Source organism: Pseudomonas arabinosi (genome assembly GCF_047758675.1).
GTDB classification, from domain to species: domain Bacteria; phylum Pseudomonadota; class Gammaproteobacteria; order Pseudomonadales; family Pseudomonadaceae; genus Aquipseudomonas; species Aquipseudomonas arabinosi.
This window is the reverse complement of sequence record NZ_CP180480.1, coordinates 293,874-318,408: the sequence shown is the minus strand read 5'-3', so window position 1 is coordinate 318,408 and position 24,535 is coordinate 293,874. Positions and strand designations below refer to the sequence as shown.

Genomic DNA, 24,535 nt, shown 5'->3' with positions numbered 1-24,535 from the left:
CTTAATCCACAGAAAACTGCTGAATAAGCAAATCCCGGGCACGGAAAATCCGCTCAAACAGAAAGAATCTGCTCAGCACTGGAAGAGAATTCAGGAAAAGGAGGGGACAGACAGGCACGAATGGCCTGTCTGTGGACAACGGGGAAGATTATTTACCGATACAGAAGCTGGAAAAGATCCGTCCCAGCAGGTCATCGGAGCTGAATGCACCGGTAATTTCACCCAAAGAGTGTTGGGCTTGTCGCAAATCCTCGGCCAACAGTTCACCGGCACCCGCCAGGGTCAGCTGTGCACGGCCGTGCTCAAGGGAAGCACTGGCGTGACGCAACGCTTCAAGGTGACGCCTGCGAGCACTGAAGCTGCTTTCAGAGGTCTGTTCGTAGCCCATGCAGGCCTTGAGGTGGTCGCGCAGCAATTCCAGCCCTTCGCCTGCAGACTTGGCGCTCAAGCTGATGGTGACGTGGCCATCCTCGCTGACTTCCAGGGCAATGGCTTCGCCCGTGAGGTCTGCCTTGTTTCGGATCAGCGTGACTTTCGCCGGATCGGGACGGATTTCCAGAAATTCGGGCCATAACGCGAACGGATCAAGTGCCTCAGGAGCGGTAGCATCGACCACCAACAGGACTCGATCAGCCTCGCCGATTGCTTTCAGCGCCCGTTCGACACCGATTTTTTCTACCTGGTCGTCGGTATCTCGCAGACCAGCGGTGTCGACCACGTGCAGCGGCATACCATCGATGTGGATATGTTCACGAAGAATGTCCCGGGTGGTGCCGGCGATCTCGGTGACAATCGCGGCTTCACGACCGGCCAGTGCATTCAACAGACTGGATTTACCGGCATTTGGCCGGCCGGCGATCACCACGGTCATCCCGTCACGCAGCAAGGCACCCTGCCCGGCTTCTCGTAGTACGGTGGATAACTCGTCACGTACTTTGTCGAGCATGCTCAGTACATGACCATCGGCGAGGAAGTCGATTTCTTCTTCAGGGAAGTCGATCGCCGCTTCGACATAGATGCGCAGGCCAATCAATTGCTCGGTGAGGTTATGCACACGTTCGGAAAATGCGCCCTGCAAGGAACGCAGGGCATTTCTTGCAGCCTGTGCAGAACTCGCTTCGATCAAGTCAGCGATTGCCTCGGCCTGAGCCAGGTCGAGTTTGTCGTTGAGGAACGCGCGCTCGCTGAATTCACCCGGCCGGGCCAACCGACAGCCCAGTTCCAGGCAACGCTTGAGCAGCATATCCAGAACTATCGGACCGCCATGGCCCTGGAGTTCCAGCACATCTTCACCGGTAAACGAGTTCGGGCCGGGAAAATACAGCGCGATGCCTTGATCCAGCACCTCATCGTTTTCACTGAGGAACGGGCCGTAGTGGGCAAACCTTGGCTTGAGTTCACGACCGCTGAAGGCCTTGGCCGCAACACTCGCCAGCGGCCCGGAAATACGGACGATGCCCACACCCCCGCGACCTTGAGCGGTGGCGACGGCGGCGATGGTTTCACGAGGAACGCTCATAAACCGTTATCCAGACAAAAGTGACAGATAGCAAAACGCCCCACTAGGGGGCGTTTTGAGTGGTTATTCACAGTGTAAATCAGGCAGCTGCTTTGGTAGCTGCTTCGATCTTACGAGTGATGTACCACTGTTGAGCGATCGACAGGCAGTTGTTCACTACCCAGTACAGCACCAGACCAGCCGGGAACCACAGGAAGAAGAAGGTGAAGATGATTGGCATCAGCTTCATCACCTTGGCCTGCATCGGATCCGGAGGAGTCGGGTTCAACTGCTGCTGGATGAACATGGTTACGCCCATGATGATCGGCAGAATGAAGAACGGATCCTTGATCGACAGGTCAGTAATCCACAGCATGAACGGCGCTTGGCGCATTTCAACGCTTTCCAGCAGAACCCAGTACAGCGAAAGGAAAACCGGCATCTGCACGAGGATTGGCAAGCAACCACCCAGCGGATTGATCTTCTCTTTCTTGTACAGCTCCATCATGGATTGCGACATTTTCTGCCGGTCGTCGCCATGTTGCTCTTTCAGCGCCGCCAGTTTCGGTGCCACTGCACGCATGCGCGCCATGGATTTGTAGCTGGCAGCCGACAGCGGGAAGAAGATCCCTTTGATCAGCATGGTCAGGAAGATGATCGACCAGCCCCAATTACCGACGATTGCGTGGATGTGTCCCAGCAACCAGAAGATGGGTTGGGCGATGAACCAAAGAATGCCGTAATCGACGGTCAGTTCCAGACCTGGGGACAACTCTTTCAGCACGGCCTGGCTTTTCGGACCGGCGTACAGAACGGCACTGGTTTCGGCTTTTGCACCTGGCGCAACGCTCATTGCCGGGCCGGTATAACCGATGATGTAGTTGCCCTTGCTGTCTTTACGGGTCTGGACGACGTTGTTTTCGCCCTTGGCCGGAATCCATGCGGTGACGAAGTAGTGTTGCAACCAGGCAACCCAACCACCATTGACCGTTTCCTTCAACTGCGCCTTGTCCATGTCCTTCATGGACACTTTCTTGTACGGCTCGTTACTTGTCCACAGGGCTGCGCCCAGGTAAGTCGCGGTACCGGTGGCGGTAGTTGAGGAAGGATCGCCGCTGGCGTCACGCTTCAATTGCGCGAACATTGCACCGGACCAGGGCTGAGCACTCTGGTTATCGATCAGGTAGGAAACGGTTACGTCATACAGGCCACGTTTCAATGTGAAACGCTTGATGTAGTTGACGCCGTCCTTGCTGAACTTCAGGTCTGCGACCAATTGGTCCTGACCGTCAGCCAGTTGGTAAATCTTCTTCTCCGAGGAGTAAACCGGACGACCGGCAGGACTTGCGTCCGGACCGTTGGTGCCGATCAAACCGCTTTGAGCCAGATAAGTCCGCTCGTTGCCGTTATCGAACAACTGGAATGGAATTTCCGGATGGTCCTGGCGACGTGGATACAGCGGCAGCGTCAACTGCGCAACATCACCACCTTGTGGATCGATTGCCAGGTTGAGCACATCCGTTTTGATCTGGATGAGGTCTTTGCTTGCAGCTACTGGTGTTTCAGCAGGTGCAGTTGCACTGGTATCGCTTGCGGCGCGTGGAATGTCGTCACTGACAGAAGCATTATTGCCAGTCGCCGTATCCGGTAGGCCCGGTGCGGTAGTACTGGAAGCAACATTCTGAGTCGGCAGGGCAGCCTGGCCATAGTCCTGGTTCCATTTAAGAACCATAACGTAGGACACGATTGCCAGGGCGACGATCAGGATCGTGCGTTTGATATCCATGATTACTCGGCCATCGAAGAAGAACGGGAGGTAGGGATAGATGGAACCGGGTCATAACCACCGGGATTCCACGGATGACAGCGACCTAAACGACGAAAGGCCAGCCAGCCACCGCGCAGAAGGCCATGATTTTCTATGGCTTCATACGCGTAGCAGGAACAACTGGGGTAGAAACGACAGTGACTGGCCATCAGAGGACTAATGGCATAGCGATAAAACTGGATCGGAACGAGTGCCAGTTTACGCATCGGGACTGTCTACCCCTACAGTTTCGGTTTTGACTGCTGGTACCGGCGTGCTACGTGCCAGACGCTTCCAGAGTTTGCCGAAATGCTGAATCAATTCGGGGTTTTCTACGTCACCCAAACCTTTGCGCGCGACGATTACGATGTCCCAGCCGGCCAGTGAGTCCTGGTTCAGACGGAACGATTCGCGCATCAGACGTTTGAGGCGATTGCGCTCGACGGAGAGCTTTACGCTCTTTTTCCCGATAACCAGCCCGAGACGGGGGTGATCAAGATCGTTGTTGCGCGCAAGGAGCAGGAGATTTTTCCCCGGAACCTTGCCGGTAGGGGAGTCAAAGACTGCCTTGAAATGCCGGGGAGTAAGCAGACGCTTTTCCCGACTGAAGTCCTGACTCACCTCCAGTGCCGGATTATCAAACTGCCAGACGCGCACGACCTTTGGCGCGACGACGCGACAGGACGGCACGACCGTTTTTGGTAGCCATGCGAGCACGGAAACCGTGGGTACGAGCGCGTTTGATAGTGCTTGGTTGGAAAGTACGTTTCATTGTCGTGTTACCTGGTTCGTCCACAACGGGCCGGAATGGCCCCCGTTTTAAGAGACCGGGGATTCTAGAGAAAGCAAGCCTCTAGGTCAATTTCCAACCAGCGTTTCCTTATAAATAGATCTCCAGGCGATTTTCCTGTCGAGCTCCTTGGCTAGATATAGAAATTAAGAAGGAAAGTATTTAAAGCTTTTCTGTAAAGCTTATAAAAGCTAGGGGCACGATCTTCTGTGGATAACTGGCATCAGCCCTTTAAAGTCGTGATGTACAGAGAATGACAACTACGGTGGAAAACGGTGGTAACCCTGTGCTGCGCTGTCGGATAAGCTGTGGGTGAAAGAGGTACTTATCCACAGGGTGGTTATCCACCGAGTTTCCCCCCCACTTGTACAACGACCTTAGACCCGGTTATCCACAGAGCTTATGCACAGACCGCTGGTCGTCTTTTTTTCGTATAGATCACTGATACTTCATGGGCGGTGCACAACCTACGTGTGGATAAGTCGGGGCTTGGTCGGCTACAATGGCGGCTTGTTTTTGCCTCACCGGCTTTCAACTTAGGGGATATCCGTGTCAGTGGAACTTTGGCAGCAGTGCGTGGAGCTTTTGCGCGATGAGCTGCCTGCCCAACAATTCAACACTTGGATCCGTCCACTACAGGTCGAAGCCGAAGGCGACGAGTTGCGTGTCTACGCACCGAATCGTTTTGTTCTCGACTGGGTCAACGAAAAGTACCTGGGCCGCGTTCTTGAACTGCTGGATGAGCATGGCAATGGCATGGCGCCGGCGCTGTCCTTATTAATAGGCAGCAAACGCAGTTCGGCACCACGTGCTGCCCCGAATGCTCCGTTGGCCGCCGCGGCTTCACAGGCTCAGGCCGCTCACGCACCTGTCAGCGCCCCGGCGCCAGCCCAAGTAGCCGCAACGACCAAGCGTGCGACGCAAAAAGTTGCCGAGGTTAATGAAGAGCCATCGCGCGACAGCTTCGACCCGATGGCCGGGGCCAGTTCGCAACAAGCTCCGATTCGCGCCGAACAGCGTACGGTGCAGGTTGAAGGCGCGCTCAAGCACACCAGCTACCTGAACCGCACCTTCACCTTCGAAAACTTCGTCGAGGGCAAGTCCAACCAACTGGCTCGGGCTGCGGCCTGGCAAGTGGCGGACAATCCCAAGCACGGTTACAACCCGCTCTTCCTTTATGGTGGCGTCGGCTTGGGTAAAACCCACTTGATGCACGCGGTGGGTAACCACCTATTAAAGAAGAATCCGAATGCCAAGGTTGTGTACCTGCATTCCGAGCGGTTCGTGGCCGATATGGTCAAGGCCCTGCAGCTGAACGCCATCAACGAGTTCAAGCGCTTCTACCGCTCGGTGGATGCGTTGTTGATCGATGACATTCAGTTCTTCGCCCGAAAGGAACGTTCCCAGGAAGAGTTTTTCCACACCTTCAACGCCTTGCTTGAAGGTGGCCAGCAGGTCATTCTCACCAGTGACCGCTACCCGAAAGAAATCGAAGGCCTTGAAGAGCGCCTTAAATCCCGCTTCGGCTGGGGCCTGACGGTAGCCGTCGAGCCGCCGGAGCTGGAAACCCGCGTGGCGATCCTGATGAAAAAGGCCGACCAGGCCAAAGTCGATCTGCCCCATGACGCGGCGTTCTTCATTGCCCAGCGTATTCGTTCCAACGTCCGTGAGCTGGAAGGCGCGCTGAAACGCGTGATCGCCCACTCGCACTTCATGGGCCGCGACATCACCATCGAGCTGATCCGCGAATCCCTGAAAGACTTGTTGGCGCTGCAAGACAAACTGGTCTCTGTGGATAACATTCAGCGCACGGTCGCCGAGTACTACAAGATCAAGATCTCCGACCTGCTGTCCAAGCGTCGTTCACGCTCGGTCGCACGTCCGCGTCAGGTTGCAATGGCATTGTCCAAAGAGTTGACTAACCACAGCCTGCCGGAAATCGGCGATGTGTTTGGCGGCCGGGACCACACGACTGTTTTGCACGCCTGCCGCAAGATCAACGAACTTAAGGAATCCGACGCGGACATCCGCGAGGACTACAAGAACCTGCTGCGTACACTGACCACTTGATGAACACCAGCGCAGCTTATTAAGGCAAGGGACTAGACCATGCATTTCACCATTCAACGCGAAGCCCTGTTGAAACCCCTGCAACTGGTCGCAGGCGTCGTCGAGCGCCGACAGACCTTGCCGGTGCTCTCCAACGTGCTGCTGGTTGTCGAAGGCCAGCAATTGTCGCTGACCGGTACCGACCTGGAAGTCGAGCTGGTCGGTCGTGTACAACTCGAAGAGCCTGCCGATCCAGGTTCAATCACTGTGCCTGCGCGCAAGCTGATGGATATCTGCAAAAGCTTGCCGAACGATGCGCTGATCGACATCAAGGTCGACGAGCAGAAGCTCGTGGTGAAGGCCGGCCGTAGCCGCTTCACCCTGTCGACCCTGCCGGCGAATGATTTCCCGACAGTGGAAGAAGGCCCAGGCTCGCTGACGTGCAGCCTCGAGCAAAGCAAATTGCGCCGTCTGATCGAACGCACCAGCTTCGCCATGGCCCAGCAAGACGTGCGTTACTACCTCAACGGCATGCTGCTGGAAGTTTCCGAAGGCATCATCCGCGCCGTGGCCACCGACGGTCACCGTCTGGCCATGTGCTCGATGAAGGCCGATATCGGTCAGCCGGATCGTCACCAGGTGATCGTGCCGCGCAAGGGTATCCTTGAGCTGGCGCGCCTGCTGACCGAGCCGGACGGCATCGTCAGTATCGTACTGGGTCAGCACCACATTCGTGCGACCACTGGCGAGTTCACCTTCACGTCGAAACTGGTCGACGGAAAATTCCCGGACTACGAGCGTGTTCTGCCGAAAGGTGGCGACAAGTTGGTACTCGGTGATCGTCAGGCCCTGCGTGAAGCCTTCAGCCGTACCGCGATTCTGTCCAACGAAAAGTACCGCGGCATCCGTCTGCAACTGGCCAACGGTCAGTTGAAGATCCAGGCGAACAACCCGGAACAGGAAGAAGCGGAAGAAGAAGTGGGCGTCGAGTACAACGGCGGCAATCTGGAAATCGGCTTCAACGTGAGCTACCTGCTCGACGTGTTGGGCGTCATGACGACTGAGCAGGTTCGCCTGATCCTGTCCGACTCCAACAGCAGTGCGCTGGTGCAAGAGTCTGACAATGATGACTCGGCCTACGTTGTCATGCCGATGCGTCTGTAATCATGCTCAGCAGAAGCTAGATGTCCTTAAGTCGCGTCTCGGTCACCGCGGTGCGCAATCTGCACCCGGTGACCTTCTCCCCCTCCCCCCGAATCAACATTCTTTACGGCGCCAACGGCAGCGGCAAAACCAGTGTTCTGGAAGCCATTCATCTGCTGGGGCTTGCCCGTTCGTTTCGTAGCACCCGCCTGTTACCCGTCATTCAGTACGAGCAGCTCGCCTGTACGGTGTTTGGGCAAGTGGAGTTGGCCGAGGGTGGGCACAGCGCCTTGGGGATCTCCCGCGACCGTCAAGGGGAGTTCCAGATCCGCATCGACGGGCAGAACGCTCGCAGCGCGGCGCAACTGGCGGAAATCCTGCCGCTGCAGCTGATCAACCCTGATAGCTTCCGCTTGCTGGAAGGCGCACCGAAGATTCGCCGGCAGTTTCTCGACTGGGGCGTGTTCCACGTGGAACCACGATTCATGTCCACCTGGCAGCGCTTGCAGAAGGCCCTGCGCCAGAGAAACTCTTGGCTGCGGCATGGTACACTTGACGCCGTTTCGCAAGCGGTTTGGGACAGGGAACTGTGCCAGGCCAGCGCTGAAATTGATGAATACCGCCGCGCTTATATCAAAGCCTTGAAACCAGTCTTTGAACAGACCTTGAGTGAACTGGTTGAGCTCGAGGGCTTAACGCTCAGCTATTACCGAGGTTGGGACAAAGACCGCGAACTGAGTGCAGTGCTCGCCGGGTCCCTTCAGCGGGATCAGCAAATGGGTCATACCCAGGCCGGACCACAGCGTGCTGATTTGCGTCTTAGATTGGGCGCACATAACGCCGCGGACATCTTGTCTCGCGGTCAGCAGAAGTTGGTGGTCTGTGCATTGCGGATTGCCCAAGGGCACTTGGTCAGCCAGGCCCGACGCGGCCAGTGTATTTATCTGGTGGATGACCTGCCGTCCGAACTGGACGAGCACCACCGCCGCGCGCTTTGCCGTTTGCTGGAAGACTTACGCTGCCAGGTGTTTATCACCTGTGTAGATCACGAATTATTGAGGGAAGGCTGGCAGACGGAAACGCCAGTCGCTCTGTTCCACGTGGAACAGGGCCGTATCACCCAGACCCACGACCATCGGGAGTGAAGGCATTGAGCGAAGAAAATACGAATACCTACGACTCAACGAGCATTAAAGTGCTGAAAGGCCTGGATGCCGTACGCAAACGTCCCGGTATGTACATTGGTGACACCGACGATGGTAGCGGTCTGCACCACATGGTCTTCGAGGTAGTCGACAACTCCATCGATGAAGCGCTCGCTGGCCACTGCGACGACATCAGCATCATCATCCACCCGGACGAATCCATCACCGTTCGCGACAACGGTCGTGGTATCCCGGTAGACGTGCACAAAGAAGAAGGCGTCTCGGCAGCCGAGGTCATCATGACCGTGCTGCACGCTGGTGGTAAGTTCGACGACAACTCCTACAAAGTATCTGGCGGCCTGCACGGTGTAGGTGTGTCGGTTGTGAACGCCCTGTCCGAAGAGCTGGTCCTGACCGTTCGCCGCAGCGGCAAGATCTGGGAACAGACCTATATTCACGGTGTTCCAAAAGAACCGATGAAAATCGTCGGTGAAAGCGAAACCACCGGTACCCAGATTCACTTCAAACCGTCCGACCTGACGTTCAAGAACATCCACTTCAGCTGGGACATCCTGGCCAAGCGGATTCGTGAACTGTCCTTCCTCAACTCCGGTGTCGGCATCGTCCTCAAGGATGAGCGCAGCGGCAAGGAAGAGCTGTTCAAGTACGAAGGTGGCCTGCGTGCGTTCGTTGAATACCTGAACACCAACAAGACTCCGGTCAACCAGGTGTTCCACTTCAACATCCAGCGCGAAGACGGCATCGGCGTGGAAATCGCCTTGCAGTGGAACGACAGCTTCAACGAGAACCTGTTGTGCTTCACCAACAACATTCCACAGCGCGATGGCGGTACTCACCTGGTGGGTTTCCGTTCCGCACTGACGCGTAACCTGAACACCTATATCGAAGCCGAAGGTCTGGCGAAGAAGCACAAAGTCGCGACCACCGGTGACGATGCCCGTGAAGGCCTGACCGCGATCATCTCGGTAAAAGTGCCGGATCCGAAGTTCAGCTCCCAGACCAAAGACAAGCTGGTTTCTTCCGAAGTGAAGACCGCGGTCGAACAGGAAATGGGCAAGCACTTCTCCGACTTCCTGCTGGAAAACCCGAACGAAGCCAAACTGGTCGTCGGCAAGATGATCGATGCGGCTCGCGCTCGTGAAGCGGCGCGTAAAGCCCGTGAGATGACCCGTCGTAAAGGCGCGCTGGATATCGCCGGCCTGCCGGGCAAACTGGCTGACTGCCAGGAAAAAGACCCTGCCCTTTCCGAACTGTACCTCGTGGAAGGTGACTCTGCTGGCGGCTCCGCCAAGCAGGGACGCAACCGTCGGACCCAAGCCATCCTGCCTCTCAAGGGCAAGATCCTGAACGTCGAGAAGGCGCGCTTCGACAAGATGATCTCTTCGCAAGAAGTGGGCACCTTGATCACCGCGCTGGGCTGTGGCATTGGCCGCGATGAGTACAACATCGCGAAGCTGCGTTACCACAACATCATCATCATGACCGATGCTGACGTCGACGGTTCGCACATCCGTACTCTGCTGCTGACCTTCTTCTTCCGTCAGTTGCCGGAGCTGATCGAGCGCGGCTACATCTACATCGCTCAGCCACCGCTGTACAAGGTCAAGAAAGGCAAGCAAGAGCAATACATCAAAGACGACGACGCCATGGAAGAGTACATGACGCAGTCGGCCCTGGAAGATGCGAGCCTGCACCTGAACGAGGAAGCCCCGGGGATTTCCGGACCCGCCCTCGAGCGTCTGGTGAATGATTTCCGTCTGGTAATGAAGACGCTCAAGCGTCTGTCGCGCCTGTACCCACAGGAGCTGACCGAGCACTTTATCTACCTGCCTGCCGTTAGCCTGGAGCAATTGTCCGATCACGCTGCGATGCAGGATTGGATGGCCCAGTACGAAGTTCGTCTGCGCACCGTCGAGAAGTCCGGCCTGGTCTACAAAGCCAGCCTGCGTGAGGACCGTGAACGTAACGTCTGGCTGCCTGAGGTCGAACTGATCTCCCACGGCTTGTCGAACTACGTCACCTTCAACCGCGACTTCTTCGGCAGCAACGATTACAAGACTGTTGTTTCTCTGGGCGCTCAACTGAGCACCTTGCTGGACGACGGCGCGTATATTCAGCGTGGCGAGCGCAAGAAGCCGGTCACCGAGTTCAAGGAAGCCCTTGAATGGCTGATGGCCGAAAGCACCAAGCGTCACACCATCCAGCGATACAAAGGTCTGGGTGAGATGAACCCGGATCAGCTGTGGGAAACCACCATGGACCCAAGCCAGCGCCGGATGCTCAAAGTAACCATCGAAGACGCCATTGGCGCGGATCAGATCTTCAACACCCTGATGGGTGATGCGGTCGAGCCTCGTCGTGACTTCATCGAAAGCAACGCCCTGGCGGTTTCCAACCTGGACTTCTGATCCAGCGAACCTGCCAAACGAAAAAGGCCAACGCTCAAGCGTTGGCCTTTTTTTATTGTCGGAGATGCTGCCTACACTCTCCAACAAAGATTGAAACACCTAAATCGAAGGCATAAAAAAACCGGCTATATCAGCCGGTTTTTTTACGTCCGAAAAAAACTTATGCACTTTTTTCGGTTTTTTATGGGTTTATAAAATATGTATATAAATCATAAACCTATGAACTAAATCCGACGCATTTCAACAAAACGGTACACAGGTTATCCACAAAATCTCAGACAGCCACTTGATCGGTAGCAGCCGGGGCTTGCGGGGCGGGTGGTAGCGAACCCATTTCACGTTGCATCTGCTCGTTCCAGGCCTGGACTCGATCATTGAGCTCGGCAACCGCGCGTGGCCCGCTACCCTCGGCATACATGGGCACGCCGATGATCACGGTAATGACGCCCTGCTTCTTCGCCCAACCGGCTTTCGGCCAGAACTTGCCAGCATTGTGCGCAATCGGCAGCACGGGAAGTGCGGCGTTGACGGCTAAAGCGGTACCACCGCGAGAGAATTTTCCGATGGTGCCGTAAGGAACGCGTGTTCCCTCAGGGAAGATCAGAACCCAGACACCATCCTTCAGTAGTTCATCGCCCTTCTTCGCCACATGCTTGAGCGCCGCTTTCGGGTTGTCGCGGTCGATGGCGATCGGTCGCAGCATGGCCATGGCCCAGCCGAAAAACGGAACGAAGAGCAGTTCGCGCTTAAGTACCTGGCTCAAAGGCTCAAAGTAGGCGGAAAGAAAGAACGTCTCCCACGTGCTCTGGTGGTTCGACTGAATCACGCAGGGCTGGTCGGGCACGTTCTCGGCGCCCTTCACTTCGTAGCTGATGCCCAGAAAGACTTTGCTCAGCCACAAGGCGCAGCGGCACCAGTACACATTGATGAAGCGATAGCGTGCCTTGAACGGCAGAAAAGGCGCGATAAAAAAGCTCAGGCTGCACCAGAGCAAAGAGGTGGTGCCCAGCAACAGATAAAAGAGGAAAGTTCTGATGGCCTGCAATATCGACATGGCGACGTTTACCGTGCGGGCTCTGCCCGTCTATATAAAGCGCACTCCCGATCAATCCTTGGTCAGGAACAATCGAAGCACTCTAATTGTGGATAAGTTCTGCGGCAATCGCCGCCAGATCGTCAAAAATCAAGGTGCCTACCGGTAGGGTCTTGCCCAAAGTCTTTTCGCCTTTCCCGGTCTTTACCAAAACTGGCTGAGAATCGACGGCTTTGGCGGCCTCCAGGTCACCAAGGGTATCGCCGACGAACCAAAGATTGGTCAGCGATACGTTGTAATGCGCGGCGATGGTTTTCAACATCCCGGGTTTTGGTTTGCGGCAATCGCAGCCATCGTCCGGCCCGTGCGGGCAATAGACGATCAGCCCGACTTCACCGCCCTGCTCCGCCACCAACGAGCGCAAGCGCTCGTGCATGGCGTCCAGGGTGGCGATGTCGTAATAGCCGCGAGCGATGCCCGACTGGTTGGTAGCCACCGCTACCGTCCAGCCGGCCTTGCTCAACTGCGCGATGGCTTCGATCGAACCCGGGAGCGGAATCCACTCATCCACCGACTTGATGTAAGCGTCGGAGTCGTAATTGATCACCCCGTCCCGATCGAGAATCAGCAGTTTCAACAGCAGCCCCTCAGCCCAGCAGCGAAATGTCGGCGACGCCGAGGAATAGTCCACGCAGACGCGCCAGCAACGCATAACGGTTGGCGCGGACCTTGGCATCTTCCGCGTTGACCATTACGGCTTCGAAGAACGCATCCACTGGCTCGCGCAACGCTGCCAGACGTGCCAGCGATTCGCTGTACTGACGCGCCGCAGCCATCGGCTGAACAGCCTGGTCAGCCTGCTGGATCGCCGAGTACAGGGAGAACTCGTTGGCGTTGTCGAAGTACTTGGCTTCCACGACCGAAGGAACAGACCCTTCGACCTTGCTCAGCAAGTTCGAAACGCGCTTGTTCACCGCGGCCAGGGCAGCGGCTTCCGGCAATTTGCGGAAAGCTTCTACCGCTTGTACGCGCTGATCGAAGTCCAGCGCCGAACCCGGCTTCAGGGCACGCACCGACAGGTAAGTCCCGACATCAACGCCTTCGTCTTCGTAACGGGCACGCAGACGGTCGAAGATGAACTCCAGCACCGAATCGTTGAGGCCGGCAGCCTTGACCTTGGTACCGAAGGCATTCACGGCGAAAGCCACGGCGTCGTTCAGGTCGAGGTCGAGCTTCTTGTCGATCAGGATGCGCAACACGCCGAGTGCAGCACGGCGCAAGGCGTACGGGTCTTTGCTACCGGTTGGCAGCATGCCGATACCAAAGATGCCGACCAGGGTGTCGAGCTTGTCCGCGATGGCCACGGCCGCACCGGTCAGGGTGGTCGGCAGTTCAGCACCGGCACCGCGCGGCATGTATTGCTCGTTCAGCGCCAGAGCGACTTCTTCCGGCTCGCCGTCGTTGAGGGCGTAGTAGTAACCGGCGACACCTTGCATCTCCGGGAACTCACCGACCATCTCGGTCGACAGGTCGCACTTGGACAGCAGGCCGGCACGGGAAGCCCATGCGGCGTTACCACCAATGCGTTGAGCAATGAACGCAGCGAGTTTGGAAACACGCTCGGCCTTGTCGTAGACGCTGCCGAGTTTTTCCTGGAACACCACGTTCTGCAGACGCAGGTTGAAGTCTTCGAGTTTCTGCTTCTTGTCTTGCTTGAAGAAGAACTCGGCGTCGGTCAGGCGTGGGCGAACCACTTTCTCGTTACCGGCGATGATCTGCTGCGGGTCTTTGCTTTCGATGTTGGCCACGGTAATGAAACGTGGCAGCAACTTGCCGTCGGCATCCAGCAGGCAGAAATACTTCTGGTTGTCCTGCATGGTGGTGATCAGGGCTTCTTGCGGCACGTCGAGGAAACGTTCTTCGAACGAGCACACCAGCGGCACCGGCCATTCAACCAGCGCGGTCACTTCGTCGAGCAGGGCTGGCGGCACGATCGCCGTCCCTTCCTGCATCGTCGCCAGCTCTTCGACGCGCTTGCTGATTAACTCGCGACGCTCATTGGCATCGGCCAACACGTAGGCGGCACGCAGGTCGGTCAAATAGTTGGCCGGCGAGGTGATGCGTACGCTTTCCGGGTGATGGAAGCGGTGACCACGGGAGTCGCGACCCGCCTTCTGGGCGAGGATGGTGCAATCGATGACCTGGTCACCGAGCAGCATCACCAGCCACTGGGTCGGACGAACGAATTCTTCCTTGCGAGCACCCCAGCGCATGCGCTTTGGAATTGGCAGGTCGTTCAGGGAATCTTCAACGATGGTCGGCAGCAGGCTCGCGGTCGGCTTGCCGGCGATGCTTTGGCTGTAACGCAGTTTCGGGCCGCTCTGATCGATTTCGCTCAAGTCGACGCCGCACTTCTTGGCGAAGCCCAGGGCTGCTTGAGTCGGGTTGCCTTCGGCATCGAACGCGGCCTGACGTGGCGGACCGTCGAGGTTGATGCTGCGATCCGGCTGCTGAGTCGCCAGATCGGTGATCAGCACAGCCAGACGACGTGGCGCGGCGTAGACGGTTTTGGTCTCGTAGTTCAGGCCCGCGGCTTGCAGGCCCTTGTCGATACCGGCCAGGAACGCTTCGGCCAGGGTGTTCAGGGCTTTGGGTGGCAGTTCTTCGGTGCCCAGTTCAACCAGAAAATCTTGAGCACTCATTGTGCTGCCTCCAGCTTGGCCAGTACTTCGTCACGCAGGTCCGGGGTCGCCATCGGGAAGCCCAGCTTGGCGCGAGCCAGCAGGTAGGCTTGCGCAACGGAACGCGCCAGGGTGCGGACACGCAGAATGTATTGCTGACGCGCGGTCACCGAGATTGCCCGGCGCGCATCCAGCAGGTTGAAGGTATGGGAGGCCTTCAACACCATTTCGTAGCTCGGCAACGGCAGCGGCTGGTCGAGTTCGATCAGGCGCTTGGCTTCGCTTTCGTAGAAATCGAACAGTTCGAACAGCTTCTCGACGTTGGCGTGTTCGAAGTTGTAGGTCGACTGCTCCACTTCGTTCTGGTGGAACACGTCGCCGTAGGTCACTTTGCCCATCGGACCGTCAGCCCAGACCAGGTCGTAGACCGAGTCCACGCCCTGCAGATACATGGCCAGACGTTCCAGACCGTAAGTGATCTCGCCGGTCACCGGGTAGCACTCGATGCCGCCCGCTTGCTGGAAGTAAGTGAACTGCGTCACTTCCATGCCGTTGAGCCAGACTTCCCAGCCCAGACCCCAGGCGCCGAGGGTCGGCGATTCCCAGTTGTCTTCAACAAAGCGAATGTCGTGGACCAGCGGGTCCAGGCCGACATGCTTGAGGGAGCCCAGGTACAGTTCCTGGAAGTTGTCCGGGTTCGGCTTCAGCACGACCTGGAACTGGTAGTAGTGCTGCAGACGATTCGGGTTTTCGCCGTAGCGGCCGTCAGTCGGGCGACGACTGGGCTGCACATAAGCGGCGTTCCAGGTTTCCGGGCCAATGGCGCGCAGAAACGTGGCAGTGTGGAAAGTCCCGGCGCCTACTTCCATATCGTAGGGCTGAAGTACCACACAACCTTGCTCGGCCCAGTATTGCTGGAGGGCGAGGATCAAGTCTTGGAAGGTACGCACGGCTGGCGTAGGCTGGCTCACGAAATTCACCTGTTTCTTGGGCTGCGATTTAAAGAGCGGGAGTATACCCGATTCGGTCCTGCGCACGCCCCCTGGAGCCTTATGCCACGCTGCTTTTGGTGTTCCGAAGATCCGCTGTACATGGCTTATCACGATCAGGAGTGGGGTACGCCGCTACGCGATGCGCAGGGATTGTTCGAGTTGCTTTTGCTCGAAGGGTTCCAGGCCGGCCTTTCCTGGATCACCGTGCTGCGCAAACGTGAGCACTATCGTCAGGTAATGTTCGGCTTCGACGTACAACGCGTGGCGCAAATGAGCGACGCCGAAATCGAAGAATTGATGCTCGATCCGGGCATTATTCGCAATCGCCTGAAACTCAATGCGGCCCGGCGCAATGCCCAGGCCTGGCTGGCGCTGGAAGATCCGGTGGAGTTTCTCTGGTCCTTCGTCGACGGCAAGCCTGTGATCAACCATTTCAAGGACCGCAGCGAAGTGCCGGCCGTGACGCCGACCGCCGTGGAGATGAGCAAAGGCCTGAAAAAGGCCGGCTTCACATTCGTCGGCCCGACTATTTGTTACGCGCTGATGCAGGCCTCGGGCATGGTCATGGACCACACCCAGGATTGTGATCGTTACGCGGAGCTGGCGATCGGCGGTTAGAATAGCCGCCTCGCGCACAGCACAAAATCAGGAGTGACCTGTGGATAAGTTGAAAGGCGCCTTGCTGGTAGGCGCTCTGCGGCTGTTTGCCCTGCTCCCGTGGCGGGCAGTGCAGGCAGTGGGCTCGGCCATTGGCTGGGTCATGTGGAAAACCCCCAACCGTTCCCGCGATGTGGTGCGGATCAATCTCGCCAAGTGTTTCCCGGACATGGACCCGGCCGAGCGTGAGCAGCTGGTAGGCCAGAGCCTGAAAGACATCGGCAAGTCCCTGACCGAAAGTGCCTGCGCCTGGATCTGGCCGGCCCAGCGCTCCATCGACCTGGTGCGTGAAGTCGAAGGTCTTGACGTATTAAAGGACGCCCTCGCCTCCGGCAAAGGTGTCGTCGGCATCACCAGTCACCTGGGCAACTGGGAAGTGTTGAACCACTTCTATTGCAACCAGTGCAAACCGATCATCTTTTATCGTCCGCCAAAGCTGAAGGCTGTGGATGATTTGCTGCGCAAACAGCGGGTGCAGTTGGGTAACCGGGTTGCCGCCTCCACCAAGGAAGGCATCCTCAGCGTCATCAAGGAAGTGCGCAAAGGTGGTGCAGTGGGCATTCCCGCTGACCCGGAACCGTCCGAATCCGCCGGGATTTTCGTGCCGTTCTTCGCCACCCAGGCCCTGACCAGCAAGTTCGTACCGAACATGCTCGCCGGCGGCAAAGCGGTCGGCGTGTTCCTGCATGCCCTGCGGTTGCCGGACGGTTCGGGTTACAAAGTGATCCTCGAAGCCGCGCCAGAGGCCATGTACAGCACCGATACCGAGACGTCCTGCGCAGCCATGAGCCAGGTGGTCGAGCGCTATGTGCGGGCGTATCCGAGCCAGTATATGTGGAGCATGAAGCGCTTCAAGAAGCGTCCGCCGGGTGAAGAACGCTGGTACTGAGTCGATTGGCATGATCTGTGGATAACCTAGGGCCAGGGTTATCCACAACCGTTCAATAAAGGGCGCAGAAGATGTCCGAACACCGCAAATCGTTTCGCATCAAGATCAGTCACCACAGCTTCGGCGAATGCCTGGGCCAGACGCGTAACCTGTCGACGACAGGCGTCTACGTCAAGCATCCGGGCTTGTCGGCATTGCCCAAGGGCGCGGTGGTGTACGGTCAGGTGCAGGACTTACCCACAGGCGCGCCGCGGGTGCGCATGGAAGTGGTGCTGGTGGATGCAGAGGGCATTGGCCTGCGCTACCTCTGATCAGTGAGTCTGACGCTCAAGCTTTTTCAGAAATACCGTCATTTCCTTTTCGGCCTGCTTGTCGCCATGGACGCGAGCGGCTTCCAGGCCCTGTTCCCACGCCTGACGTGCGGCTGCGAAATCCTTCAGCCCCAGATGGGCCTTGCCCAATAGCTTCCAGGCGGCTGAATACTTCGGATCAAATTCGACGCAACGCTGGAAATGCTCAGCGGCCTTGGCGTTTTCCCCAAGATCCAGATAACCCTTGCCCAGCCCGAAGCGCAGCAATGAGTTATCCACACCCTTGGCGAGCATTTTTTCCAGGGATTCGAGCACGGGTGTTTCCCCTCAGTCAGTGATCGTTCCCACGCTCTGCGTGGGAATGCAGCCCGGGACGCTCTGCGTCCCAAAAGCCGAACGCGGAGCGTCCGTTGAGGCATTCCCACGCGGAGCGTGGGAACGATCTGGTTGCGAGATCAGAAGAAGCTCAATCCCACATGGAACAGCTTTTCCACATCCCTAATATGCTTCTTATCCACAAGGAACAGAATCACATGGTCACCCGCCGCGATCACCGTGTCGTCGTGGGCAATGATCACCTCTTCGTCGCGAATGATCGCGCCAATAGTGGTGCCCGGCGGCAAGCCAATATTCTCAATGGACTTGCCGATGACCTTACTCGACTTCTCATCACCGTGTGCTATCGCCTCGATGGCTTCCGCCGCGCCCCGGCGCAATGAATGCACGCTGACGATATCGCCGCGGCGCACGTGGGCCAGCAAGGTACCGATGGTCGCCAGTTGCGGGCTGATGGCGATGTCGATGTCGCCGCCCTGGATCAGGTCGACGTAGGCCGGGTTGTTGATGATGGTCATCACCTTCTTCGCACCCAGGCGCTTGGCCAGCAGCGAAGACATGATGTTGGCTTCGTCGTCGTTGGTCAGCGCCAGGAAAAGGTCGGCGTCGGCGATGTTCTCTTCCATCAGCAAGTCGCGGTCGGAGGCACTGCCCTGCAACACCACGGTGCTGTCGAGGGTGTCCGAGAGATGACGGCAGCGCGCCGGGTTCATCTCGATGATCTTCACTTGGTAACGGCTTTCGATAGCCTCGGCCAGACGTTCACCGATCTGCCCGCCGCCCGCGATGACGATGCGCTTGTAGCTCTCATCGAGGCGGCGCATTTCGCTCATCACCGCGCGAATATTCGCCTTGGCGGCGATGAAAAAGACTTCGTCGTCCGCCTCGATCACCGTATCGCCCTGCGGCAGGATCGGCCGATCACGACGGAAAATCGCCGCGACACGGGTTTCGACATTTGGCATATGTTCACGCAACTGCCGCAGTTGCTGGCCCACCAGCGGGCCGCCGTAGTACGCCTTGACCGCCACCAATTGGGCTTTGCCTTCGGCGAAGTCGATCACCTGCAAGGCGCCCGGATGCTGGATCAGGCGCTTGATGTAGTTGGTAACCACTTGCTCCGGGCTGATCAGCACGTCCACCGGAATCGCTTCGTTGTCGAACAGCTCGGAGCGAGTGAGGTAGGCAGCTTCGCGAACCCGGGCAATCTTGGTCGGCGTGTGAAACAGGGAGTGGGCCACCTGGCAGGCAATCATGTTGGTTTCGTCGCTGTTGGTCACCGCCACCAGCATGTCGGCGTCGTCGGCGCCGGCCTGACGCAGCACCGTCGGCAGCGAGCCGCGGCCTTGCACGGTGCGAATGTCCAGCCGATCGCCGAGGTCGCGCAGGCGTTCGCCGTCCGTGTCGACCACGGTGATGTCGTTGGCTTCGCTGGCCAGGTGTTCTGCCAGCGAACCGCCGACCTGCCCTGCGCCGAGGATGATGATTTTCATCCAGTCACTCCCTTAAAACCCATTAACCGCGCGCGGCGGCGATCTTGATCAGCTTGGCGTAGTAGAACCCGTCGTGGCCGCCGTCCTGGGCCAGCAGTTGGCGACCGTGAGGTTGCTTGATACCGGCTTGAGTCGCGAGGTCCAGTTCACGGGCGCCTGGCGTGCGAGCGAGGAAGGCTTCGATGACTTCGGTGTTCTCGGTCGGCAGCGTCGAGCAGGTGGCGTAAAGCAGGATGCCGCCGACCTCCAAAGTTATCCACATGGCATCGAGCAGTTCGCCCTGGAGAACCGCGAGTGCGGCGATGTCATCGGGTTGGCGAGTCAACTTGATGTCCGGGTGACGACGAATCACACCGGTGGCCGAGCATGGCGCGTCCAGCAGAATGCGTTGGAACGGCTTGCCATCCCACCAGGTCGCGGTGTCGCGGCCGTCGGCGGCGATCAGTTCGGCGCTCAGGCCCAGGCGTGCGAGGTTTTCCCGCACTCGCACCAGACGCTTGGCTTCCAGGTCAACCGCCACCACGCCGGCGAGTGCTGGCTCGGCTTCAAGGATGTGGCAGGTCTTGCCGCCCGGTGCACAGCAGGCGTCCAGCACCCGTTGACCCGGTGCCAGGTCGAGCAGATCGGCGGCCAGTTGCGCGGCTTCGTCCTGCACGCTGATCCAGCCTTCGGCGAAACCCGGCAAGCTGCGCACGTCGGCAGCGGCGTCGAGAATGATGCCGTCCTGACTGTAAACACACGGCGTGGCGGCGATGCCGGCCTCGGTCAGCAACCCGAGATAAGCGTCGCGGCTGTGATGACGACGGTTGACCCGCAGGATCATCGGCGGATGCGCGTTGTTCGCCGCGCAAATGGCTTCCCACTGCTCAGGCCAGAATGCCTTTAAGGATTTTTGCAGCCAGCGCGGGTGGGCAGTGCGCACCACCGGATCGTGTTCCAGCTCGGCCAGCAGCGCTTCGCTTTCACGCTGGGCGCGGCGCAACACGGCGTTGAGCAAGGCCTTGGCCCACGGTTTTTTCAGCTTGTCGGCGCAACCCACGGTTTCACCGATGGCGGCATGGGCCGGAACCCGGGTGTAGAGCAACTGATAGAGACCGACCAACAACAGCGCTTCGACATCGGCGTCGGCTGCCTTGAACGGCTTCTGCAGCAACTTGGCCGCTAGCGCCGACAAGCGTGGCTGCCAGCGTGCGGTGCCGAACGCCAGATCTTGGGTGAAGCCGCGGTCGCGGTCTTCGACCTTGTCCATCTGTGTTGGCAGGGAACTGTTGAGTGAGGCTTTTCCGTTAAGAACAGCAGCAAGTGCCTTGGCGGCGGCCAGACGTGGATTCATTGAGTGTCCGCCGCTTGACCGAGGACGGTGCCGACGGCGAATTTCTCACGACGGCTGTTGAACAAGTCGCTGAAGTTCAGCGCCTTGCCGCCGGGCAATTGCAGACGAGTCAGACGCAGGGCTTGCTCACCGCAGGCGACGATCAAACCGTCCTTGCTGGTGCTGAGGATTTCCCCCGGTGCGCCCTGCCCTTCGGCGAGGCTCGCGGCCAACACCTTCAATGCTTCGCCATTCAGCGTGCTGTGGCAGATCGGCCATGGATTGAAGGCGCGGACCAGCCGTTCCAGCTCAACCGCCGGGCGGCTCCAGTCGATGCGCGCTTCGTCTTTGTTCAATTTGTGAGCATAAGTGGCGAGGCTGTCGTCCTGCACTTGGCCTTCCAGCGTTCCGGCAGCGAGACCGGCAATCGCCTGGATCACGGCTGACGGGCCCATTTCGGCCAGACGGTCATGGAGGCTGCCGCCGGTGTCTTCACCGGTGATTGGGGTGGTGACTTTGAGCAGCATCGGCCCGGTGTCGAGGCCCAGTTCCATGCGCATCACGGTCACGCCGCTTTCGCTGTCGCCCGCTTCGACGGCGCGTTGGATCGGTGCCGCACCGCGCCAGCGTGGCAGCAAGGAGGCGTGGCTGTTGATGCAACCCAGGCGTGGAATATCCAGCACCACTTGCGGCAGGATCAGGCCATAGGCAACCACCACCAGCAAGTCCGGCTTGAGCGCGGCCAGTTCAGCCTGAGCATCTTCGTTGCGCAGGGTTGGCGGTTGCAACACAGGAATGTTGTTTTCCAGAGCCAACTGCTTGACCGGACTTGGCATCAACTTTTGCCCGCGACCCGCCGGACGGTCCGGTTGGGTGTAGACCGCGACGATCTCGTAAGGGCTGTCGAGCAGGGCCTTGAGGTGTTCGGCGGCGAATTCCGGGGTGCCGGCAAAGACGATGCGCAGTGGCTCAGTCATTCAAAAGGTCTCGCAAAAGAAAAAGGCTTGCCGCAGCAAGCCTTTGAAAGGAGGGCATCAAGCGTTCTGGCGATGGAGCTTTTCCAGTTTCTTCTTGATTCGGTCGCGTTTGAGATTGGACAGGTAGTCGACGAACAATTTGCCATTCAGGTGGTCGCATTCATGCTGGATGCACACGGCGAGCAGGCCTTCGGCGATCAGTTCGTAAGGCTGGCCGTCGCGGTCCAGAGCCTTGACTTTAACCTTCTGTGGGCGATCGACGTTTTCGTAGAAGCCCGGCACCGAGAGGCAGCCTTCCTGATATTGCTCCATCTCGTCGGTCAGGGTTTCGAACTCGGGGTTGATGAACACCCGTGGTTCGCTGCGGTCTTCGGAGAGGTCCATCACGACGATACGTTTGTGCACGTTGACCTGGGTCGCGGCGAGGCCGATGCCTGGCGCTTCATACATTGTTTCAAACATGTCATCGACCAACTGACGCACTTCGTCGTCCACTACGGCCACAGGTTTGGCGATAGTGCGCAGGCGCGAATCGGGGAATTCGAGGATGTCTAAAATGGCCATAAGCTTAATTGCTGCACGTTTGAGGTAATGTCGGGTCGATGGCCTGGCGGGTCCGAAGATGCAGGCTACCGTTGTAAAACGTAGCTTCCGTCTCTTTTTGATAAAGAGTAGGGAGCGAGCCACGAGGGCTCTGGCGTTCTACGCGAATGCACATAATAAAGGGATTCACCGCATGAGGAAATCACTACTCGCCTTGCTCCTTCTGGCCTCGGCCGGTTTGGCGCACGGGCAAGTGCAACTCAAGGAAGGTTTTCCACAGCAATACACCGTGGTATCCGGTGACACACTCTGGGACATATCGGGGAAATTCCTTCGTGAGCCGTGGAAATGGCCGGAGCTCTGGCAAGCCAATCCACAGATCGAAAACCCCAATCTCATCTACCCTGGCGACTCGCTGTCGCTGGTCTACGTCAACGGGCAGCCACGCCTGACCCTCAACCGCGGCGCTTCCCGGGGCACCATCAAGCTGTCGCCACGCATCCGCAGCAGCCCGGTTGCCGATGCGATCCCGAGCATTCCGCTGCAATCGATCAACAGCTTTCTGCTGAGCAACCGCATCGTCGACAAGGTCGAGGACTTCGACAAGGCGCCTTATATCGTCGCCGGCGATGCCGAACGCGTGCTCAGTGGCACCGGTGACCGAATCTTCGCTCGCGGCCACTTCGACCCGGCCCAACCGGTCTACGGCATCTTCCGTCAGGGCAAGGTCTACACCGATCCTGTCAGTAAAGAATTTTTGGGGATCAATGCCGACGACATCGGCGGCGGCGAGATTGTGGCCACGGAAGGCGACGTCGCCACCCTGGCGCTGCAACGCACCACCCAGGAAGTCCGCCTCGGCGACCGCTTGTTCAGCGGTGAAGAGCGCTCGATCAACTCGACCTTTATGCCCAGTGCGCCAAAAACCGAGATCAACGGGTTGATCATCGACGTGCCGCGCGGGGTTACACAGATTGGTGCGCTGGATGTGGTCACGCTGAACAAGGGCCAGCGCGATGGCCTGGCCGAAGGCAACGTGTTGGTGGTGATGAAAACCGGCGAGACCGTGCGTGACCGGATCACCGGCCAGCCACTGAAAATCCCGGATGAGCGCGCCGGTTTGCTGATGGTTTTCCGCACCTACGACAAGCTCAGCTACGGGCTGGTGCTCAATGCATCACGCTCCCTGGCGGTGCTGGACAAGGTGCGAAATCCTTAACAGGCTCCACAAGTTACCAACAGAGTTATCCACAGCTTATTCCCGTTTGAACGGGGCTCATAACGATCAAGGATGATCCATGTCGCTGTCTGCTTTTGCACCGGTTTCCCCTGCGGAACTGGAAGCTCGTTTACGTTTGCATCGCCTGCCGGAACTCGGTCCTGCGCGTTTCAAGAAATTGCTCGAGGCCTTCGGCTCGGCGTCCAAGGCCATCAGCGCGCCGGCCAGTGCCTGGCGTTCGTTGGGTTTGCCCCTCGCTTGCGCTGAGGCCAGGCGCTCCAGTGAAATCCGTGATGGCGCGAGCCATGCACTGGCCTGGTTAGAGCGTCCGGGCCAGCATTTACTGATGTGGGACCAACCTGACTATCCGGCACTGTTGGCGGAAATCAGTGATGCGCCGCCGCTGTTATTTGTGGCGGGCGATCCCGGCATTCTGGAAAAACCGCAGTTGGCGATGGTCGGCAGCCGTCGCGCTTCGCGACCGGGCATGGACACCGCCGCCGCCTTTTCCCGCAGTCTGGCCGGCGCCGGTTTTGTCATTACCAGCGGTCTGGCGCTGGGCATTGATGCCGCCGCGCATCAAGCCGCTCTGGACGTGGGCGGGCGAACGGTCGGTGTACTTGGCACGGGACTTGAAAAGTTTTATCCACAGCGCAATCGACGACTGGCAGACGCCATGATCGCCTCGGGCAGCGCGGTGCTTTCGGAGTTCCCGCTGGACGCCGGACCGACCGCCAGTAACTTCCCCCGGCGTAATCGAATCATCAGCGGTTTATCCCTGGGCGTGCTGGTGGTCGAGGCGAGTATCGCCAGCGGTTCGCTGATCACCGCGAGGCTGGCGGCGGAACAGGGTCGAGAGGTGTATGCGATCCCAGGGTCGATTCATCACCCGGGCGCAAAGGGTTGTCATCAGCTGATCCGCGACGGCGCGGTGCTGGTGGAAACCATCGAGCATATCCTCGAAGCCTTGCGTGGCTGGCAGCAGTTGCCGTTATCCACAGCGACACCAGCGGTGACACATCCGTTGCTTATGCTCCTGCATGCCGCGCCCCACACCAGTGAAGCGTTGTCCGTCACCAGCGGCTGGGCTCTGCCAAAAGTGCTGGCAGCGCTGACGGAGCTGGAAATGGACGGCCGTGCGGTCTGCGAAAGCGGGCGCTGGTTTGCGCGGGTGAGCTAGGTTTTATAAGGAAGATCGGTAAACTGCGCAGAGCCTTATTCCGGAGAGTTT

General features: G+C 58.4%; 23 protein-coding genes. 9 read left to right on the top strand and 14 right to left on the bottom strand.

Translation table 11 applies throughout. The features are described from left to right. Positions 1 to 148: 148 nt before the first annotated feature. From mnmE to rpmH, 5 genes are all read right to left on the bottom strand, one after another. Positions 149 to 1,519: a tRNA uridine-5-carboxymethylaminomethyl(34) synthesis GTPase MnmE gene (gene mnmE, locus ACMXYJ_RS01390; RefSeq protein WP_415758529.1), complete on the bottom strand. Its 1,371-nt coding sequence runs from the start codon at positions 1,517 to 1,519 to the stop codon at positions 149 to 151. A 79-nt stretch (positions 1,520 to 1,598) separates the two neighbouring features. Next, the gene (gene yidC / locus ACMXYJ_RS01385; RefSeq protein WP_415758528.1) at positions 1,599 to 3,284 is read right to left on the bottom strand and encodes a membrane protein insertase YidC; all 1,686 of its coding nucleotides are present in this window, start codon (positions 3,282 to 3,284) and stop codon (positions 1,599 to 1,601) included. 2 nt (positions 3,285 to 3,286) lie between these two features. Beyond that, a complete protein-coding gene (yidD, locus tag ACMXYJ_RS01380) occupies positions 3,287 to 3,532 on the bottom strand; it encodes a membrane protein insertion efficiency factor YidD (protein WP_074872215.1) in 246 nt (81 codons plus the stop codon). After that, positions 3,525 to 3,926 (bottom strand): ribonuclease P protein component, encoded by a 402-nt coding sequence (rnpA, locus tag ACMXYJ_RS01375; protein WP_031319201.1) that lies wholly within the window; start codon positions 3,924 to 3,926, stop codon positions 3,525 to 3,527. The genes yidD and rnpA overlap by 8 nt, the downstream gene beginning before the upstream one ends. 16 nt (positions 3,927 to 3,942) lie before the next feature. Continuing rightward, a complete protein-coding gene (gene rpmH / locus ACMXYJ_RS01370) occupies positions 3,943 to 4,077 on the bottom strand; it encodes a 50S ribosomal protein L34 (RefSeq protein ID WP_003213577.1) in 135 nt (44 codons plus the stop codon). A 567-nt stretch (positions 4,078 to 4,644) separates the two neighbouring features. Here rpmH and dnaA point away from each other — a divergent pair. Genes dnaA through gyrB form a run of 4 tightly spaced genes read left to right on the top strand, consistent with a single transcriptional unit; the run spans position 4,645 to position 10,861 of the window. Continuing rightward, complete coding sequence (dnaA, locus tag ACMXYJ_RS01365) at positions 4,645 to 6,165, top strand: chromosomal replication initiator protein DnaA (RefSeq protein ID WP_415758527.1); 1,521 nt, start codon at positions 4,645 to 4,647, stop codon at positions 6,163 to 6,165. A 39-nt stretch (positions 6,166 to 6,204) separates the two neighbouring features. Beyond that, positions 6,205 to 7,308 carry a DNA polymerase III subunit beta gene (gene dnaN / locus ACMXYJ_RS01360; RefSeq protein ID WP_008155702.1) on the top strand — a complete coding sequence of 368 codons (1,104 nt, stop codon included), beginning with the start codon at positions 6,205 to 6,207 and terminating at the stop codon, positions 7,306 to 7,308. Positions 7,309 to 7,328: 20 nt separating this feature from the next. Further along, complete coding sequence (gene recF, locus ACMXYJ_RS01355; RefSeq protein WP_007969883.1) at positions 7,329 to 8,432, top strand: DNA replication/repair protein RecF; 1,104 nt, start codon at positions 7,329 to 7,331, stop codon at positions 8,430 to 8,432. Between the two features lie 5 nt (positions 8,433 to 8,437). Beyond that, on the top strand, positions 8,438 to 10,861 hold the full coding sequence (gene gyrB / locus ACMXYJ_RS01350) for a DNA topoisomerase (ATP-hydrolyzing) subunit B (RefSeq protein ID WP_415758526.1): 2,424 nt from the start codon (positions 8,438 to 8,440) through the stop codon (positions 10,859 to 10,861). Positions 10,862 to 11,135: 274 nt separating this feature from the next. Here the strand turns inward: gyrB and ACMXYJ_RS01345 are convergent, their stop codons facing one another. From ACMXYJ_RS01345 to glyQ, 4 genes are all read right to left on the bottom strand, one after another. Next, positions 11,136 to 11,915 (bottom strand): lysophospholipid acyltransferase family protein, encoded by a 780-nt coding sequence (locus ACMXYJ_RS01345; RefSeq protein ID WP_415758525.1) that lies wholly within the window; start codon positions 11,913 to 11,915, stop codon positions 11,136 to 11,138. A gap of 82 nt (positions 11,916 to 11,997) precedes the next feature. Next, positions 11,998 to 12,537: a D-glycero-beta-D-manno-heptose 1,7-bisphosphate 7-phosphatase gene (gmhB, locus tag ACMXYJ_RS01340; protein WP_415760664.1), complete on the bottom strand. Its 540-nt coding sequence runs from the start codon at positions 12,535 to 12,537 to the stop codon at positions 11,998 to 12,000. A 4-nt stretch (positions 12,538 to 12,541) separates the two neighbouring features. Further along, positions 12,542 to 14,596, bottom strand: coding sequence for a glycine--tRNA ligase subunit beta (gene glyS / locus ACMXYJ_RS01335; protein WP_415758524.1), 2,055 nt, complete (start codon positions 14,594 to 14,596; stop codon positions 12,542 to 12,544). Further along, on the bottom strand, positions 14,593 to 15,546 hold the full coding sequence (gene glyQ, locus ACMXYJ_RS01330) for a glycine--tRNA ligase subunit alpha (protein WP_008155694.1): 954 nt from the start codon (positions 15,544 to 15,546) through the stop codon (positions 14,593 to 14,595). The genes glyS and glyQ overlap by 4 nt, the downstream gene beginning before the upstream one ends. A gap of 81 nt (positions 15,547 to 15,627) precedes the next feature. Here glyQ and ACMXYJ_RS01325 point away from each other — a divergent pair, with 81 nt between their 5' ends. The 3 genes from ACMXYJ_RS01325 to ACMXYJ_RS01315 all read left to right on the top strand — a co-directional run bounded on the left by ACMXYJ_RS01325 (position 15,628) and on the right by ACMXYJ_RS01315 (position 17,424). Beyond that, positions 15,628 to 16,185: a DNA-3-methyladenine glycosylase I gene (locus ACMXYJ_RS01325; RefSeq protein WP_415758523.1), complete on the top strand. Its 558-nt coding sequence runs from the start codon at positions 15,628 to 15,630 to the stop codon at positions 16,183 to 16,185. Positions 16,186 to 16,225: 40 nt separating this feature from the next. Next, positions 16,226 to 17,113 (top strand): lysophospholipid acyltransferase, encoded by an 888-nt coding sequence (locus ACMXYJ_RS01320; RefSeq protein WP_415758522.1) that lies wholly within the window; start codon positions 16,226 to 16,228, stop codon positions 17,111 to 17,113. Between the two features lie 71 nt (positions 17,114 to 17,184). Next, positions 17,185 to 17,424 (top strand): PilZ domain-containing protein, encoded by a 240-nt coding sequence (locus ACMXYJ_RS01315; protein WP_008155688.1) that lies wholly within the window; start codon positions 17,185 to 17,187, stop codon positions 17,422 to 17,424. Here the strand turns inward: ACMXYJ_RS01315 and ACMXYJ_RS01310 are convergent, their stop codons facing one another. The 5 genes from ACMXYJ_RS01310 to def all read right to left on the bottom strand — a co-directional run bounded on the left by ACMXYJ_RS01310 (position 17,425) and on the right by def (position 22,106). Next, entirely contained in the window at positions 17,425 to 17,718 is a 294-nt protein-coding gene (locus ACMXYJ_RS01310) for a tetratricopeptide repeat protein (RefSeq protein WP_415760663.1), read from the bottom strand. A 161-nt stretch (positions 17,719 to 17,879) separates the two neighbouring features. Beyond that, positions 17,880 to 19,253, bottom strand: coding sequence for a Trk system potassium transporter TrkA (gene trkA, locus ACMXYJ_RS01305; RefSeq protein WP_056738489.1), 1,374 nt, complete (start codon positions 19,251 to 19,253; stop codon positions 17,880 to 17,882). Between the two features lie 22 nt (positions 19,254 to 19,275). After that, a complete protein-coding gene (gene rsmB, locus ACMXYJ_RS01300) occupies positions 19,276 to 20,586 on the bottom strand; it encodes a 16S rRNA (cytosine(967)-C(5))-methyltransferase RsmB (protein ID WP_415758521.1) in 1,311 nt (436 codons plus the stop codon). After that, positions 20,583 to 21,542 carry a methionyl-tRNA formyltransferase gene (gene fmt, locus ACMXYJ_RS01295; RefSeq protein ID WP_415758520.1) on the bottom strand — a complete coding sequence of 320 codons (960 nt, stop codon included), beginning with the start codon at positions 21,540 to 21,542 and terminating at the stop codon, positions 20,583 to 20,585. The genes rsmB and fmt overlap by 4 nt, the downstream gene beginning before the upstream one ends. Positions 21,543 to 21,599: 57 nt before the next feature. Beyond that, the gene (def, locus tag ACMXYJ_RS01290) at positions 21,600 to 22,106 is read right to left on the bottom strand and encodes a peptide deformylase (RefSeq protein WP_008155676.1); all 507 of its coding nucleotides are present in this window, start codon (positions 22,104 to 22,106) and stop codon (positions 21,600 to 21,602) included. Between the two features lie 172 nt (positions 22,107 to 22,278). Here def and ACMXYJ_RS01285 point away from each other — a divergent pair, with 172 nt between their 5' ends. Both ACMXYJ_RS01285 and dprA read left to right on the top strand, forming a co-directional pair. Next, a complete protein-coding gene (locus ACMXYJ_RS01285; protein WP_415758519.1) occupies positions 22,279 to 23,304 on the top strand; it encodes a LysM peptidoglycan-binding domain-containing protein in 1,026 nt (341 codons plus the stop codon). Positions 23,305 to 23,383: 79 nt separating this feature from the next. Next, entirely contained in the window at positions 23,384 to 24,484 is a 1,101-nt protein-coding gene (gene dprA, locus ACMXYJ_RS01280; RefSeq protein WP_415758518.1) for a DNA-processing protein DprA, read from the top strand. The last annotated feature ends 51 nt before the right edge of the window (positions 24,485 to 24,535 follow it).

What these genes read in the sequence shown, in the direction of transcription:
- recF (WP_007969883.1), top strand. Translation starts at nt 7,329, where the DNA reads ATGTCCTTAAGTCGCGTCTCGGTCACCGCGGTGCGCAATCTGCACCCG.
- trkA (WP_056738489.1), bottom strand. Translation starts at nt 19,253, where the DNA reads ATGAAAATCATCATCCTCGGCGCAGGGCAGGTCGGCGGTTCGCTGGCA.
- dnaN (WP_008155702.1), top strand. Translation starts at nt 6,205, where the DNA reads ATGCATTTCACCATTCAACGCGAAGCCCTGTTGAAACCCCTGCAACTG.
- yidD (WP_074872215.1), bottom strand. Translation starts at nt 3,532, where the DNA reads ATGCGTAAACTGGCACTCGTTCCGATCCAGTTTTATCGCTATGCCATT.
- yidC (WP_415758528.1), bottom strand. Translation starts at nt 3,284, where the DNA reads ATGGATATCAAACGCACGATCCTGATCGTCGCCCTGGCAATCGTGTCC.
- ACMXYJ_RS01325 (WP_415758523.1), top strand. Translation starts at nt 15,628, where the DNA reads ATGCCACGCTGCTTTTGGTGTTCCGAAGATCCGCTGTACATGGCTTAT.
- mnmE (WP_415758529.1), bottom strand. Translation starts at nt 1,519, where the DNA reads ATGAGCGTTCCTCGTGAAACCATCGCCGCCGTCGCCACCGCTCAAGGT.
- ACMXYJ_RS01285 (WP_415758519.1), top strand. Translation starts at nt 22,279, where the DNA reads ATGAGGAAATCACTACTCGCCTTGCTCCTTCTGGCCTCGGCCGGTTTG.
- glyS (WP_415758524.1), bottom strand. Translation starts at nt 14,596, where the DNA reads ATGAGTGCTCAAGATTTTCTGGTTGAACTGGGCACCGAAGAACTGCCA.
- ACMXYJ_RS01310 (WP_415760663.1), bottom strand. Translation starts at nt 17,718, where the DNA reads ATGCTCGCCAAGGGTGTGGATAACTCATTGCTGCGCTTCGGGCTGGGC.
- rsmB (WP_415758521.1), bottom strand. Translation starts at nt 20,586, where the DNA reads ATGAATCCACGTCTGGCCGCCGCCAAGGCACTTGCTGCTGTTCTTAAC.
- rpmH (WP_003213577.1), bottom strand. Translation starts at nt 4,077, where the DNA reads ATGAAACGTACTTTCCAACCAAGCACTATCAAACGCGCTCGTACCCAC.
- dprA (WP_415758518.1), top strand. Translation starts at nt 23,384, where the DNA reads ATGTCGCTGTCTGCTTTTGCACCGGTTTCCCCTGCGGAACTGGAAGCT.
- fmt (WP_415758520.1), bottom strand. Translation starts at nt 21,542, where the DNA reads ATGACTGAGCCACTGCGCATCGTCTTTGCCGGCACCCCGGAATTCGCC.
- ACMXYJ_RS01315 (WP_008155688.1), top strand. Translation starts at nt 17,185, where the DNA reads ATGTCCGAACACCGCAAATCGTTTCGCATCAAGATCAGTCACCACAGC.
- def (WP_008155676.1), bottom strand. Translation starts at nt 22,106, where the DNA reads ATGGCCATTTTAGACATCCTCGAATTCCCCGATTCGCGCCTGCGCACT.
- ACMXYJ_RS01345 (WP_415758525.1), bottom strand. Translation starts at nt 11,915, where the DNA reads ATGTCGATATTGCAGGCCATCAGAACTTTCCTCTTTTATCTGTTGCTG.